12 protein-coding genes and 2 pseudogenes are annotated in these 14228 nt (G+C 36.1%); 12 read left to right on the forward strand and 2 right to left on the reverse strand.

All coding sequences use genetic code 11. The features are described 5' to 3' along the window. Positions 1-296 precede the first annotated feature (296 nt). A complete protein-coding gene (locus JJN12_RS01240; RefSeq protein ID WP_208427987.1) occupies positions 297-1103 on the forward strand; it encodes an alpha/beta fold hydrolase in 807 nt (268 codons plus the stop codon). A gap of 154 nt (positions 1104-1257) precedes the next feature. On the opposite strand, the pseudogene JJN12_RS01245 reads toward JJN12_RS01240, so the two are convergent. Beyond that, a pseudogene (locus JJN12_RS01245) lies at positions 1258-1566 on the reverse strand (IS4 family transposase); the annotation flags it as partial. Between the two features lie 174 nt (positions 1567-1740). Between JJN12_RS01245 and tenpIN the strand changes: the two are divergent. After that, on the forward strand, positions 1741-2187 hold the full coding sequence (gene tenpIN, locus JJN12_RS01250; RefSeq protein WP_208427989.1) for a type III toxin-antitoxin system TenpIN family toxin: 447 nt from the start codon (positions 1741-1743) through the stop codon (positions 2185-2187). A 475-nt stretch (positions 2188-2662) separates the two neighbouring features. Beyond that, positions 2663-3097, forward strand: coding sequence for a GNAT family N-acetyltransferase (locus tag JJN12_RS01255; protein ID WP_208427990.1), 435 nt, complete (start codon positions 2663-2665; stop codon positions 3095-3097). Between the two features lie 162 nt (positions 3098-3259). On the opposite strand, the pseudogene JJN12_RS14755 reads toward JJN12_RS01255, so the two are convergent. After that, positions 3260-3693, reverse strand: a pseudogene (locus JJN12_RS14755) (IS4 family transposase); the annotation flags it as partial. 22 nt (positions 3694-3715) lie between these two features. Between JJN12_RS14755 and JJN12_RS01270 the strand changes: the two are divergent. The 9 genes from JJN12_RS01270 (at position 3716) to JJN12_RS01310 (ending at position 13773) form a co-directional block, all read left to right on the forward strand. Then, positions 3716-3913 (forward strand): hypothetical protein, encoded by a 198-nt coding sequence (locus JJN12_RS01270; protein WP_208427992.1) that lies wholly within the window; start codon positions 3716-3718, stop codon positions 3911-3913. Between the two features lie 60 nt (positions 3914-3973). After that, the gene (locus JJN12_RS01275; protein WP_208427993.1) at positions 3974-4867 is read left to right on the forward strand and encodes an ORF6N domain-containing protein; all 894 of its coding nucleotides are present in this window, start codon (positions 3974-3976) and stop codon (positions 4865-4867) included. Positions 4868-5077: 210 nt separating this feature from the next. Further along, positions 5078-5455: an ORF6N domain-containing protein gene (locus tag JJN12_RS01280; protein ID WP_208427994.1), complete on the forward strand. Its 378-nt coding sequence runs from the start codon at positions 5078-5080 to the stop codon at positions 5453-5455. Between the two features lie 199 nt (positions 5456-5654). Continuing rightward, positions 5655-5864, forward strand: a complete 210-nt coding sequence (locus JJN12_RS01285) for a helix-turn-helix domain-containing protein (protein WP_208427995.1) — start codon at positions 5655-5657, stop codon at positions 5862-5864. A 15-nt stretch (positions 5865-5879) separates the two neighbouring features. Further along, positions 5880-7619 (forward strand): type I restriction-modification system subunit M, encoded by a 1740-nt coding sequence (locus JJN12_RS01290; protein ID WP_208427996.1) that lies wholly within the window; start codon positions 5880-5882, stop codon positions 7617-7619. A gap of 1 nt (position 7620) precedes the next feature. Then, the gene (locus tag JJN12_RS01295; protein WP_208427997.1) at positions 7621-8817 is read left to right on the forward strand and encodes a restriction endonuclease subunit S; all 1197 of its coding nucleotides are present in this window, start codon (positions 7621-7623) and stop codon (positions 8815-8817) included. A 12-nt stretch (positions 8818-8829) separates the two neighbouring features. Continuing rightward, a complete protein-coding gene (locus JJN12_RS01300; RefSeq protein WP_208427998.1) occupies positions 8830-12063 on the forward strand; it encodes a type I restriction endonuclease subunit R in 3234 nt (1077 codons plus the stop codon). Positions 12064-12078: 15 nt separating this feature from the next. Next, on the forward strand, positions 12079-12594 hold the full coding sequence (locus tag JJN12_RS01305) for a hypothetical protein (protein WP_208427999.1): 516 nt from the start codon (positions 12079-12081) through the stop codon (positions 12592-12594). 237 nt (positions 12595-12831) lie between these two features. After that, positions 12832-13773 carry a DUF1848 domain-containing protein gene (locus tag JJN12_RS01310; RefSeq protein WP_208428000.1) on the forward strand — a complete coding sequence of 314 codons (942 nt, stop codon included), beginning with the start codon at positions 12832-12834 and terminating at the stop codon, positions 13771-13773. The last annotated feature ends 455 nt before the right edge of the window (positions 13774-14228 follow it).

The raw sequence follows: 14228 nt of genomic DNA on the forward strand, positions 1-14228 counted from the left end.
TACCTTTAATTTGGTAATCGGTTGTTATTTATATAAATTTAAGGTATCAGCTCCGAATGATAAATTCTAAGCGAGCGTATTAGGCGGAGCGAAGCGGAGGCCGGAGCGAGTCTGAAATGTTATCATTCGGAGCGTCACTGTGTGGTAAGATAACAGCAAAAACTGATAATGCCTAAGCGAGCGCGTTAGGCGTAGCGAAGCGGATGCCGGAGCGAGTCTGGACATTTATCAGTTTTTGCGTCTACTTTGTAACTTATTTTAGCCCTACAAATTAAAATTTAATGGAGGACTGTTGAATGATTTGGAATGCGAAGAACGGTACAATTCCTATTGGTAACACGAAAATGAGTTATGTTTCATTTGGTTTAGGAAAAAAAGTATTGATTCTTCTACCGGGTTTATCCGACGGATTAGCTACTGTGGACGGAAAAGCTCTTCTGCTGGCTATACCATATAAGTTGTTCTTCAAAGACTATACTTTGTTTATGTTCAGCAGAAAAAATAATCTGCCAGACAACTATTCAATTAAGGAAATGGCGGATGATCAGGCTGAGGCAATGAGAAAACTGAGTATTGAAAAAGCATCTGTCTTAGGTGTATCTGAAGGTGGAATGATAGCACAATATCTCGCAATCAATCACGCTGATTTGATAGATAGGCTCGTAATTGCAGTCTCTGCACCAAATGCTAATGATATAGTCCATTCTGTTGTTGAATCATGGATAGGCTTGGCAAAGCTACAGAACCATAAGCAACTGATGATTAATACAGCGGAAAAGAGCTATTCCGAAGCGTATCTAAAAAAGTATCGGAAAATATATCCTGTAATTGGATGGATTGGAAAGCCGAAGAACTATGATAGATTTTTGATTAATGCTAATGCGATATTGAATTTCGATTGCTTTAATGATCTTAAAAAAATTATTTGTCCGACGCTAATTATTGGAGGAGAGGCTGATCAAGTTGTCGGTCCAATGGCCTCTTATGAAATGCATGAGCAGATTAAGGGCAGTGAACTTTATATGTATAAAAAATTCGGACATGCTGCATATGAAGAAGCGAATGATTTTAACAAGCGTGTGTTTGAATTTTTAGTTAGTTAAATCCAAGCTTGTTTAAATTATCGAATAGTGTGAAAACAAAGCACATGACTTTAAGACCAAAAATCTTTCAGCTATGTGCTTTTTCTGTGCTTATTTTATATCTGGTGGAATCTTAGCGGATATACCTTTTCTATAAAACTTTACAGTGCTTTCTTTATGCCACTGCAGCCTCTGGATGGAGCGCATTACGCAGATATTCAGGTAGTCTTGATTCAAAATCAGCAGTAAAAGCAGTCAATTGCTCATCGTTTTGCTTCAAGATTACCTGAAGGATTGCCATCAAGGTATCCATCAGAATGCCAAGTGATCTGCTGAAAGTAATGTCTGCTATTTCATCGACAAGGAAGAAGAACAACTCGCCAAGGGTTCTCTGATTTTCATTTTGACGTCGTTCCATTGCAATTAACATATATCTGGTAAGCACAATAGCTATGTGGGCTGTTAGTGCAGCATAGGATAAGCTTGACATAATATAATTTATATGCTATTCTGTTACTAGATAAAACTCATAGAGCGTGAGTATAAAGAAAGCTCAATAGAAGATTTGGTCATAGAGCGTGACCAAGTAAAATAAAAGAAAAGCTCACTGAGAAGACAACTCCTGTTTACAGGGGTTGTTTTTATCATAGGAGAAAAGATGGCTAAGAAGAGGTTTGTATTTTTATCAAATGAATTTTATAGTATATATACTGCAACCGAATATCCAGAAATGGAGCAAAAGCATAACAGACCATATATTCAGGTTTGTGTTGAGATAGATGGTGTTCAATTTGCGATACCTTTGAGGTCTGGTATAAACCATCCCCATGTTTTGTGGACTGATAAAGCTAATCATTGCGGAGTTGATTTTTCAAAGGCGGTTGTAATTAAAAAGGAAAGCTATATTGATATGAATATAGAACCACATTTAAGACAGAAAGAGTTTGATGCTTTGCGAGGAAAAGACTACAAGATTAAGTGTAAAATGCAAAAGTACATTAAAAAATATAAAGAAGCAAAGCAGGATTTGAGTAAGCCTGTAAATCAGAGACTTGTACAGTATTCAACTCTCCAATATTTTGAAGAAGATTTGGATATTGATTAAATTTATGAAAAATATATCAGCTAATGTGTATAAAATAGCTAAAAGCCTGTGACGGGATATAAACGAGGCACGGGTTATTTCTGGGATAAAAGAGCAAAAACAGTGTGTACCAGACAGTACCAGAATGAAAAAAGGTTTTAATGTAGTGCAGAAAGGGATGTAATGTATGGAAAATGACCGATGTTCAGAAGAGCTCGAGTAGGAGAAGCAAATATGTTACTGTTATAAAACGCTTGGAAATACACGGATTTGGCGCTTTTGAAGTAGTAAAATTCTCTAAATGATACTGTTTTGATACTGAAAAGCTGAAAAGATAGGTTCAAAAGGGAGTTGTTGAATTGAGCGAGCTTTGCGAGCGATACTTATTGACCGAAGGGTAATAAGATAGGTACAAAGGTTAAAAGCCTTCCGTCTTTTATGGTGGGAGGCTTTTGTGGAAAATAGAGAATGGTAGATTAGAAGTTGTGGAGTATGAATGAATATAAGAATTAGAAAAATGACAGTCAGTGATTTGGAACCGCTTTACAAACTTTTGTCGAATTCGAAAGTAATGCAATATCTCGAAGCACCCTACACAAAAGAGCAGACCGAGCAATTCCTCTTTCGATCCGGTCTTTCTGAGACACCATTGATATACGCAGTTGAAAAAGATAACGACTTCATCGGATATGTGATTTATCATGATTACGATTCAGAGAGTGTCGAGATTGGATGGGTTTTAGAACCTTCCTTTTGGGGGCTAGGGATTGCATCTTGCTTGACATCAGGTATGATAGAAAAAGCTAGAAACTCAGGTAAACAGGTAGTGATTGAATGTGTACCTGAACAAAAAAGTAGTATTCGGATAGCTGAAAAATATGGATTTCAAAAGTGTGGTATTATCGATGGACTGATGATATATCGTTTGTAGAGGTAAATCCCTGTCTGTCGGGCTAATTCAGTAAATTATATAGTGAAAGCACATAACTTTAAGACCAAAAATCTTTCAGCTATGTGCTTTTCCTGTGCTTATTTTATATCTGGTGGAATCTTAGCGGATATACCTTTTCTATAAAACTTTACATTGATTTCTTTATGCCACTGGCGCCTCTGGATGGAGCGCATTACGCAGATATTCAGGTAGTCTTGCTTCAAAATCAGCAGTAAAAGCAGTCAATTGCTCATCACTGAGCTTCAAGATTACCTGAAGGCTTGCCATCAAGGTATCCATCAGGATGCCAAGTGATCTGCTGAAAGTAATGTCTGCTATTTCATCGACAAGGAAGAAGAACAGCTCGCCAAGGGTTCTCTGATCTTCATTTTGACGTTGCGCCATTGCAATTAACATATATCAGGTAAGCAAAATAGCTATGTGGGCTGTTAGTGCATCATAGGATAAGCTATGTTCCTTACACAAACAATTTTTGCAGGAATTGGATTCTCCTTTCCTACCATAGCACCGATAGTAAGCAGATACTTTGATTTGCCACGGCGCTTTTTGTTCCGGGAATAGCTCTCTTTGATATTTGTATCTTTTGCTGAAATGTCATTGCGGTATGCCATTTTATGCTCTATAATAGTAGATATTTTAGACGACAGTGCATATTTATTTGACAAAAAAGCTCCAGAAAGAGATAGTGCCAGTGAGAGGCTTGCCCGTACTGAACAGCTTATTGCTTCGGTAGAGAAGGATGGGGTAGAAGGGATTCAGACAGAAGTGGATAAGAACAGTCTGGATGATGGTTAAGTTATTTTATCAGACTTGAGGTATCATTTTGTGACTTCAAGTAAAAACATGGAGGTATTTATGGCAGAGGATAAAAATCTTGTCATAGTTCATAATAAAGAAATACAGAGTATGATTTATACCTTTAGGGGTAGTCAGGTAATGCTTGACAGTGACCTTGCTATGCTTTATCAGGTAGAAACTAAATATTTAAATAGGCAGAGAAATAGGAATGCTGAAAGATTTCCAGAAGATTTCTGTTTTCAGTTGTCAAAAGAAGAATATGAGATTTTGAGGTGCCAAAATGTCACCTCAAAAAATGAAAATGGTTCAGGTGGTAGAAGATATCTTCCTTATGTTTTTACAGAACAGGGAATTGCAATGCTTTCGTCAGTTCTTAAAAGTGAAGTAGCAGCTAAAGCAAGTATAAATATAATGAGAGCTTTTGTAGAAATGCGTAAGTTTCTTATATCAAATAATGAAATGTTTGCTCGTCTTGATAGAGTTGAGTTAAAGCAATTGGAAACAGATAAGAAGTTGGAAGAAGTCTTTGACTATATAGCCACAACAAAAGAGGTGAAACAGAAAATCTTTTTTAACGGTCAGATATATGATGCGTTCAGCCTTATGGTGGAAATTGTAGAAAAGGCTGAAAAAGAGCTCATACTGATAGACAACTATGTGGATGTGAATACTCTAAATATCCTTAGCAAAAAAAGAAAGCAAGTTGATGTAATGATTGTCACATCAGGGAAAGGAAATCTTACGAAGAAGGATGTTACTAAGTTCAATTCACAGTACCCTAAGCTTACAGTGAAAATAAATGAAGATTTTCATGACAGATTTATTATCATAGATAGAACAGAGGTTTACCATGTAGGAGCATCTATCAAAGATGCTGGGAAGAAGAGCTTTGGAATTACGAAGTTAGAAGAGCAGGACTTGATAGACAGTCTTTTAGGTAAGGTGCGATAATATCGGGCATCAGCTCCGTTTTTGCGTTGCTCAGAGGCGCATTGCGAAGCAGCTAAGCCTATGAGCAATGCAAAAAGGTAGGAGCGTCACTTAGTAAGATAAAAATCAGAATTAAAAGACATGCTTGAAGGCTGTAGGTTGAAAATTCAAAATAGATAAGACATAATTAGTGTCATAATGTAAATGAATTAAGGGGAAAATGGAGGTATTATGGTAGGGGATAAAGCACTTGTTATGGTTGATAATAGGGAAATACAGAGTATGATTTACACATTTAGGGGTAGGCAGGTAATGATAGATAGTGACCTTACCAGGTTGTATCAGGTTAATACAGGACGCCTAAATAAGCAAGTAAAAAGAAACATTGATAGATTTCCAGTACAGTTTATGTTCCAATTAACTGCTGAGGAATATCAATTTTTGATATCGCAAAATGCGATATCAAACAAAGGTAGAGGTGGCAGGCGAAAACTTCCGTATGTTTTTACGGAGCAGGGTATAGCTATGCTTTCAGCAGTTCTTAATAGTGCAGTTGCAGTAGATATGAGTATTAAGATTATGAATAGCTTTGAAACAGCCGTTTTGTGATATTTGTGCTTGCAAAATGCTTGTAAAGTTTAGAAATGGGTCACCTGTAGAACAATTCTTTGGGTGATTTTTTTATTATATTGAAAATCCTCGCTCTTGCTGGATTGAGAACTTCAATTCAACATTGAAAGATAGACTAATTAGTAGTATACTATTTTTTGATATTGTTGCTAAGATAATGGCAATTTGGAGGACTGAAATGTATGTAAGCTATAAAAAACTTTGGAAGATGCTCATTGACTTGGATATGAGTAAAACAGAGTTGATTCAGAAATCAAAAATCACAACAAATGTAATGGCACATATGGGAAAAAATGAAGATATCCGTGTGGAGTCTTTAGTAAAAATATGTACAGCGCTTGGCTGTACTTTTGATTATATAGCAGAAATTATTCCTGATAAAAAGTAAAGGAGTTTTAATGCAATGACTGACAAGGAACTAAAAGAATTAAAAGACACTCTATGGCACTCTGCCGATGTTCTTCGTGCAAGTGCACATTTAGCAGCAAATAAATATGGTCAGCCTATTCTAGGACTTATCTTTCTGAGATATGCCGACATCTTATATAAACAACATAAAGAAGAAATTGAAGCAGAATACAACCGTCTTAAAGGTGGACGTATGGAAAAATCTATGAAAGAGATTTCCATCGAGAAATGTGGCTTCTATCTCCCTGAGTGTGCTTACTACGACTTTATAAACAATGCACCGGACGATGCAAACAAGGCTACTCTTGTAAAGAAAGCTATGGAAGCCATTGAGGATGAGAATCCTAAAATGGATGGTGTACTTCCAAAAGAAGTTTACGCACAGTTAGTACCGGAAGAAGAGCCGGAGCTTCTATCTAATATCGTACGTATTTTCAAAGATATTCCGGAAAATAGTACAATCGATATCTTCGGTGAAATCTATGAATATTTCTTAGGGAACTTCGCACTTGCAGAAGGTAAGGATGGAGGAACATTCTATACTCCTGCGACAGTTGTTAGATATATGGTTGAAGTATTGAATCCACAGCCGGGCGAAAAGAAATTCTTAGACCCGGCCTGCGGTTCCGGGGGTATGTTCGTTCAGGCTGCAAGATACATGCATGATCACAACGCCAGCGAAAGCGAGCAAATGAAGTTCCGTTGCTATGGTGTTGAGAAAGAGCCTGACACTGTTAAACTTGCTAAGATGAATTTGCTTCTCAACAATGTACGTGGCGATATCACAGAAGCCAACTCATTTTATTCTGATCCATATAATGCATTCGGACAATTCGATTATGTAATGGCAAATCCTCCATTCAACGTAGATGAAGTTGTTGTTGATAAGGTTTCTGATGATGCACGTTTCAACACATACGGGGTACCACGAAATAAGAGTAATTCAACAAAGAAAAAATCTGACAAGAAAGAAACTGTGCCTAACGCAAACTATTTGTGGATTGGCTACTTTGCCACTGCCTTAAATGAGAACGGTAAGGCAGCACTTGTTATGGCTAATTCTGCATCTGATGCATCCGGTTCAGAATATGATATTAGAAAGAAAATGATTGAAGAAGGAATCATCTCTCAGATGGTGACCCTTCCTTCTAATATGTTCTCATCAGTTACCCTTCCTGCAACTCTTTGGTTCTTTGATAAGCAGAAGCCAAATACTGAGAAGAAAAATCAAATCTTATTTATAGATGCAAGAAATGTATTTACACAGGTGGATCGTGCTCACAGAAAGTTCTCTGAGGAGCAGATTAAAAATCTTGGCGTTATCACAAAGCTTTATCACGGAGATACACAGGCACTTGTAGATTTGATTGATGAATACAAAATAGAACTTGCTGATGCACCGGAAACTTCTGATGACAAAGAAGTTCTTACAAAAACATATTGGCAATCACAGATTGACTGGTTGACAGAAAGATTCCCAGATGGTGTATATGCTGATGTTATCGGTCTTTGTAAGGTGGCACCGCTGCATGGTGAAGACGGTATCATTGATCAGGACTATTCTCTTAATGCAGGACGTTATGTCGGAGTAGTCATTGAAGATGATGGATTAACCGAGGAAGAGTTTAAGGAAGAAATGTTATCCTTGAACGCCGAGTTCACTTCATTAATTGCTGAGGCAAGAGAACTTGAAGAACTCATCGCAAATAATCTGAAAGGGTTACTGGGTGAGTGATATGGAGACAAGAGAAGTAAAATTAGGCGATATTGTTAAGTATAACAAAGGATATGCGTTCAAAAGCAGTGAATATACTGACGAAGGTGTAATGGTTGTTCGAGTAACGGATTTTACATTAGACTCTATTAGTGATGTTGATGCAGTATATTTAGCACCAGACGATAGGTATGATAAATTTATTCTGAAAACTAATGATATTTTAATTCAAACGGTAGGATCGTGGGAAAATAATCCCAATTCAATTGTTGGAAAAGTTGTAAGAGTACCGAACCAGTGTGATAGTGCATATCTCAACCAAAATATTGTTCGAATTATACCTAATAATGATTTTAATAATACATATTTATTTTATGCACTTAAGGCAAATCAATTCTCAACATACTGTGTTTTACGTGGACAAGGCGCAGCTAATCAAGCAAGTATTACCTTAGCTACTATTTTTAGATTTAAGTTCAAAGCACATAATTTTGCTGAACAAAAAAGGATTGCAGATATTCTGTCTGCCTACGACAACCTTATCGAAAACAACAACAAGCGTATCAAGTTGTTGGAGCAAATGGCAGAGAATTTATATAAAGAATGGTTTGTAAGATTTCGATTTCCGGGATATGAGGATGTGGAGTTTGAAAATGGAATTCCTAAGGGATGGAAAATTGAAAGCCTCTCAGATATTGCCAATATTATTATGGGACAAAGTCCTGAATCTGAAAACTATAATACTAATTGCATAGGATTGCCTTTTCATCAAGGCGTAGGAAGTTATGGCGATTTCTATCTAATTGATGGTGTCTATAGTACGAAAGGAAATCGCATTGCTGAGGCTAATAGTATTATTTTTAGTGTTCGAGCACCTGTTGGAAGAATCAACATAACATTAAATAAAATAATTTTAGGCAGAGGTGTGGCTGGCATTAATTCTGTAAAAGGATATAATGCATATTTGTTGTGGATGTTGAAGAACCGGTTTCAGCAGGAAGATATTATTGGTAATGGATCGATTTTTGCATCAGTCACAAAAAAAGAGTTATTTGGATTTAAAATGTTCATGCCAAATGAGGATCTTATACAAAAATTTGATTCTATTGCATCTGGGATAGAAAGTGTGATGCGAAATATCTCATTGATTAATAGTAATCTTAAGAAGCAACGAGACATGCTCTTACCACGCCTAATGAGTGGAAAGCTTGAAGTTTAAGGAGGGGTCCATATGCGTAATTTTATATCTGAAGACGATATAGAACAGGCTATACTTTCAAAATTAAAAGCTGAACCATTTCAATATGATATCCTCATTTGTGATGCTGATCCAAGCAAGCGTGATGATTTGAATGATGGCACAGGAAGGGATTTTAAGAAAGAATGTGTTCTTCCTGATGTTATGCTGTCTTCTCTTAAGCGTATTAATCCAACTATCGAAGAAGATAAAATTAAAGAGATAGTAAAGACATTAAGGCAAGATTATTCAGGAACGGACGTTGTAGATACTAACTACAAATTATACAGGCAAATTCGTAATAATATAAAAATCAGTATTCGCAGAAACGGAAAAGAGGACTTTGATTTTGTAAAATTGATAGACTTTGAACATCCGGAGAATAATACTTTCACAGCGGTATCGCAGATGTGGATTCAGGGGAAGGTCTACTACAGAAGACCGGATATCCTTATCTTCATCAATGGTATGCCTCTTGTGTTTATCGAACTAAAAAACAGCATTGTTAAGGTTGAAGAAGCCTACAACAAGAATCTGAAAGATTACATGCGAGACATTCCGAATCTCTTTGCATTTAATCAGATTTGTGTACTTTCAAATGGTTTGGAGACGAAGCTTGGTGCATTTAATGCAAGCTATGACTATTTCTTTGAATGGCTCAAGATTGACAGTGAAAAGGAAAAACCGGATAGAGAAGCTATTCTCTCGGCAGATAGTGTAAAGAACAGCTCAGTCAGATATTTTGTCGATGGTCTTCTTAACAAAGATAGATTGATTGACTATATTGAAAACTTTATTCTCTTTGAAAATCAGAGAATAAAGATTATCGCTAAGAACCATCAGTACTTAGGTGTAAATAACCTAATCGAATCAGTGGAAAACAGAAAAGAGCTTAATGGTAAGCTTGGTGTCTTCTGGCATACACAGGGTTCAGGTAAATCCTATTCTATGGTTATGTTTGCCCGTAAAGTGAAGCGTAAGATTCAAGGTAATTTCTCGTTTCTCGTTATTACAGACCGTGAGGATTTGGATACTCAGATTCATAAGAACTTCGTACGTACTGAGGTTATTGGTTCTAAAGAAGAATGCCAGCCTAAGGATAGTAAGCAGTTAAGAGAATTTCTAACTACTAATAAGGCTTTTATCTTTACTTTGATTCATAAGTTCAGATACGATAAGACAAAGAAATATCCCGTTCTTTCTACTCGTGACGATATTATTGTCCTTGTTGATGAAGCACATAGAACGCAGTATAAGGATTTGGCAGAGAATATGAGAACCGCACTTCCGAATGCTAATTTTGTTGCATTTACCGGAACGCCACTCCTTGGTACAAAACGTCTTACAAATCAGTGGTTTGGAGATTATGTATCAGAGTATAATTTTGCACAGTCTGTTGAAGACGGTTCTACAGTACCTTTATTCTATTCCAGACGAGTTCCGGAAGTTGGGCTTGAGAATGATTTCCTTGATGATGACATTGTGGACATTATCGAAGAAGAAAATTTAAACGAGGATGAAACACGTCTGTTAGAAAACGCATCTTCTCGTATTTTAGAGGTCATCAAGCGTGATGACAGACTGGATAAGGTTGCACAGGATATTGCCTATCACTTCCCAAGACGTGGATTCCTTGGAAAAGCTATGGTTATATCTGTCGATAAATATACTGCTGTCAAAATGTATGATAAGGTTCAGCATTACTGGGCTATAGAAAAGCAGAACATCATGAAAGAGCGAAATATAGCTTCTACTAAGGAAGAACGTGATCGGCTCACTTGTATTCTTGCTTATATGAATAAGGTTGAAATGGCTGTTATCATTTCAGAGGAAAATGATGAAGAAGCCAAGTTTGCAAAGCAGGGCTTACGGATATCTGAGCATCGTGCAAAGATGAAAGAAATCACACCAGATGGCAGAGATATTGAGGATAGATTCAAAGATCCTAATGATTCGTTGCAGCTCGTATTCGTGTGTGCGATGTGGCTGACAGGATTTGATGTAAAGAATCTTTCTACACTCTACTTGGACAAGCCGATGAAAGGTCATACCCTAATGCAGGCGATTGCTCATGCCAACAGAGTGTATCCGGGTAAAACTGCCGGTATCATTGTTGATTATGTCAACGTGTTTAAATACATGAAGAAGGCATTAACAGAATATGCCACCGGTGATGATGGAACAGAATTCCCGGCAAAGGATATTGACCAGCTAATAGGCTATATTGACGCTACTATTGAAGAGGCGGATTCCTTCCTAAGGTCAATGAGCATCGACCTAGAAAAGATAGTTGCTGATTCTAATATACTGGATAAACTGGATGCATTAAGAAGTGCTTATGACACTATCGTTGCCAAAGATGATAATAAAGAGAAGTTCAAAGTCATTCTCAATACTTTGACGAATCTCTATGAAGCATCAAAGCCGGAAATCTTTGAGAAAAATTGGAGCAGCGATAAGTTTGCACCGCTTGTGTATCTGCATGGTCTTTTTTATCACGCTATTGATGATGAAAAAATCGCTCGTGCAAGACAGAGAATGAATCAGGTACTGGATGGCAGTGTGACCGCAAATCGGGAATTTGTCAGCTATGTTCGTGAAGAACCACAGTATATGATTAAAGGTACAAAGGCAATTGATCTTTCTAAGGTAGATGTGGAACAGCTACGAAAAGAAATCAAACTTGCCAAGTATAAGGCTATTGAAATCAACGATTTGAAGGAGTTTATTGAGCAAGCACTCGAACAGATGCTTAATAAAAACTGTACAAGAACAAAATTTTCAGAAAGGTTCAAGCATATTATTGATTCCTATAATGCAGGTGGAACTGAAAACGAGGATTATTACGAGCAATTGGTAAAACTTCTTGAAGAACTTCGTAAGGAAGATAATCGTGCAAATACAGAAGGTCTTACAGAAGAAGAGCTGGAAATCTATGATTTGTTGATTGCAGGAAAGAAGTTGACACAAGCTGAGGAGCAAAATGTAAAGCTATCTGCTAAGAATCTGTATAGGAAATTGGTGGATAATCGCAGTAGCCTTCTAGTAGTAGATTGGTACAAAGATGAACAGCCATGTGCTAAGTTGAAACATGAGGTGGAGCTATCTCTGAATGATGATCTGCCTGAAAGCTATGATAAAGCAGCGTTTGATTCTAAGGTATCTCTGCTTATGAACCATTTTGTGGATATGGCAGTTCAGGGATATGGATGGATTGGAGTTGCATAGTACTTGGGAGACAGGATGTATTTATTAAGATATGCGTTTGCTTATGCGTTTGAATATAGCAGAATGTATCTGGATGTATTAGCTCAGATGGATGATGTTAATAATATTTCGGTAACATCAGTAGGATGTGGTTCGATGATAGATTATCGGCCATTGGTACATGCATTAGAAATGAAGCGTAAAATAGATTGTAGCATAAGATATGTTGGAATAGATAAAATTGACTGGAACTACAAAATTCGTCAAAGACAAAATGATGAATTACATTATTTAATTAGAAATGCGGCTGATTTTTTCACAAATAATAGTCGATTTATTTCCGATGTGTATTTTTTCCCGAAGTCAATTAGTGAGTTCTCTGATAGTGAACTGAATGTTATGGCAAATAGCTTATTATCAAAGAAGATACAGAAAGATAGATTTTTTGTTTGTATATCACTTAGGGAAGATCAGGGAAGTATGGATAGAGATATACAAAAAACAAAATGCTTAATCGAAGCGATAGGTAAGAATGGGTTTAAAACAAAATAGCCTTATACTCAATATACATATTTTGTTTGTGATAATGGCATTGTCACATTAGATAATGAGTTTAAGTATCCACCAGATGCATTGGAATTTGTGAAAAATCTAAATATAGAATGTGCGAATTATAAGATTCAAAAAATGAATTGCCAATCTGATTGTCAGAAATATTTAAGGAGATGGCCCATTTTAAAAGTAGGGCATATTAGATATCAGGTAATTATGTTTGAAAGGGTAGATTAGATGATATTAAGCGTAAGTAGAAGAACGGATATTCCTAATTATTATTCGGAATGGTTCTATAATAGAATAAAAGAAGGATTTTTATATGTTCGTAATCCTATGAATGCTCATCAGATAAGTGAAATAAAAATCACTCCAGATGTTGTAGATTGCATAGTGTTTTGGACAAAGAATCCGTTGCCAATGATAAAGAGAATAGACGAGATAAAAGATTATAATTATTATTTTCAATTTACATTAACTGGATACGGAAATGATGTTGAGGCTAATTTGCCAAGTAAAAAAACAAAAATGATACCGGTATTTCAAGAGTTATCTGAGAAAATTGGTAAACAAAAAGTGATTTGGAGATACGATCCTATATTTTTTTCTGATAGATATACGAAAGAATATCATTTGAAGGCATTTAAAAGTATTGCAGAGGCTTTAAATGGATATACAGAAAAGTGCGTGATTAGTTTTGTTGATATATATACTAAAAATAAAAAAAATATGGAAGGATTGTCAAGTTATGAATTAAATGATAATGAACTGAGAGAATTTGCCAAGGAATTAAGCAAAATGGCAGCGGATAATAATATTAAAATTGGAAGTTGTGCAGAAAAAATAAATTTGGACGATTGTGGTATAGTTCATAATTGTTGCATAGATAGAGAATTGATTGAAAAAATTATTGGATGTAAAATCAATGTTTCCAAAGATAAAAATCAGCGGATAGAATGCGGATGTGTTGAAAGTGTTGAAATAGGTGCTTATAATACATGTAAAAATGGATGTGCATATTGTTATGCTAATTATAGTTCAAAAAGCGTAGAAACAAATGCTGCCAAATATGATCCGTTGTCACCAATTCTATGTAGTCAAGTTCAAGAAGATGACAAAATATCGATTAGAAAAGTTGAATCATTAAAACAAGCACAGCTTAGTGTTTTTGATATGTGAGAGCAATATTACAGAGTATCTTTGGCTCCATTTTGGCTCTGAAAATTTGGTAGTGGCATAAAAACGAGAGCGATTTTTGAAAAATATGGATAATAAATTCATTAAAAATCATAGAAAAACAATCAGTTCAAGCTATCCATACCCGAACTGGAGTAATATTTCTGTAAATAAACATTTTAAGTTGTTTAAGCCTTCCATCATTTTGGTGGGAGGCTTTTGTAGAAATATTGTGTGGTAGATTTGAAGTTGTAGGGCTGATGTGTTTGTTTTATTACTTAGTCACGCCTTCGCTGATAAATGTATAGACTTGCTCCGGTTTTTCTGTAAGATGTTGTTATAATTTGGTGCTGTTGACGAAAAACCTAATGCGCTCGCTTTTTGGCAGTGACTCACGCTTAGCGAATTGCAAAGCAATAAAGCTAAGTGTGCTAGTCCTGCCTATATAATAGCCGTCC

The organism is Catonella massiliensis (assembly GCF_016651435.1).
In the GTDB taxonomy this organism is placed as follows: domain Bacteria; phylum Bacillota; class Clostridia; order Lachnospirales; family Lachnospiraceae; genus Catonella; species Catonella massiliensis.

Bases quoted from the DNA above. Each gene is read 5' to 3' on its own strand.
- JJN12_RS01280 (WP_208427994.1), top strand. From the start codon at position 5,078: ATGGTAGGGGATAAAGCACTTGTTATGGTTGATAATAGGGAAATACAG.
- JJN12_RS01240 (WP_208427987.1), top strand. From the start codon at position 297: ATGATTTGGAATGCGAAGAACGGTACAATTCCTATTGGTAACACGAAA.
- JJN12_RS01285 (WP_208427995.1), top strand. From the start codon at position 5,655: ATGTATGTAAGCTATAAAAAACTTTGGAAGATGCTCATTGACTTGGAT.
- JJN12_RS01300 (WP_208427998.1), top strand. From the start codon at position 8,830: ATGCGTAATTTTATATCTGAAGACGATATAGAACAGGCTATACTTTCA.
- JJN12_RS01290 (WP_208427996.1), top strand. From the start codon at position 5,880: ATGACTGACAAGGAACTAAAAGAATTAAAAGACACTCTATGGCACTCT.
- JJN12_RS01310 (WP_208428000.1), top strand. From the start codon at position 12,832: ATGATATTAAGCGTAAGTAGAAGAACGGATATTCCTAATTATTATTCG.
- JJN12_RS01305 (WP_208427999.1), top strand. From the start codon at position 12,079: ATGTATTTATTAAGATATGCGTTTGCTTATGCGTTTGAATATAGCAGA.
- JJN12_RS01295 (WP_208427997.1), top strand. From the start codon at position 7,621: ATGGAGACAAGAGAAGTAAAATTAGGCGATATTGTTAAGTATAACAAA.
- JJN12_RS01255 (WP_208427990.1), top strand. From the start codon at position 2,663: ATGAATATAAGAATTAGAAAAATGACAGTCAGTGATTTGGAACCGCTT.
- JJN12_RS01275 (WP_208427993.1), top strand. From the start codon at position 3,974: ATGGCAGAGGATAAAAATCTTGTCATAGTTCATAATAAAGAAATACAG.
- tenpIN (WP_208427989.1), top strand. From the start codon at position 1,741: ATGGCTAAGAAGAGGTTTGTATTTTTATCAAATGAATTTTATAGTATA.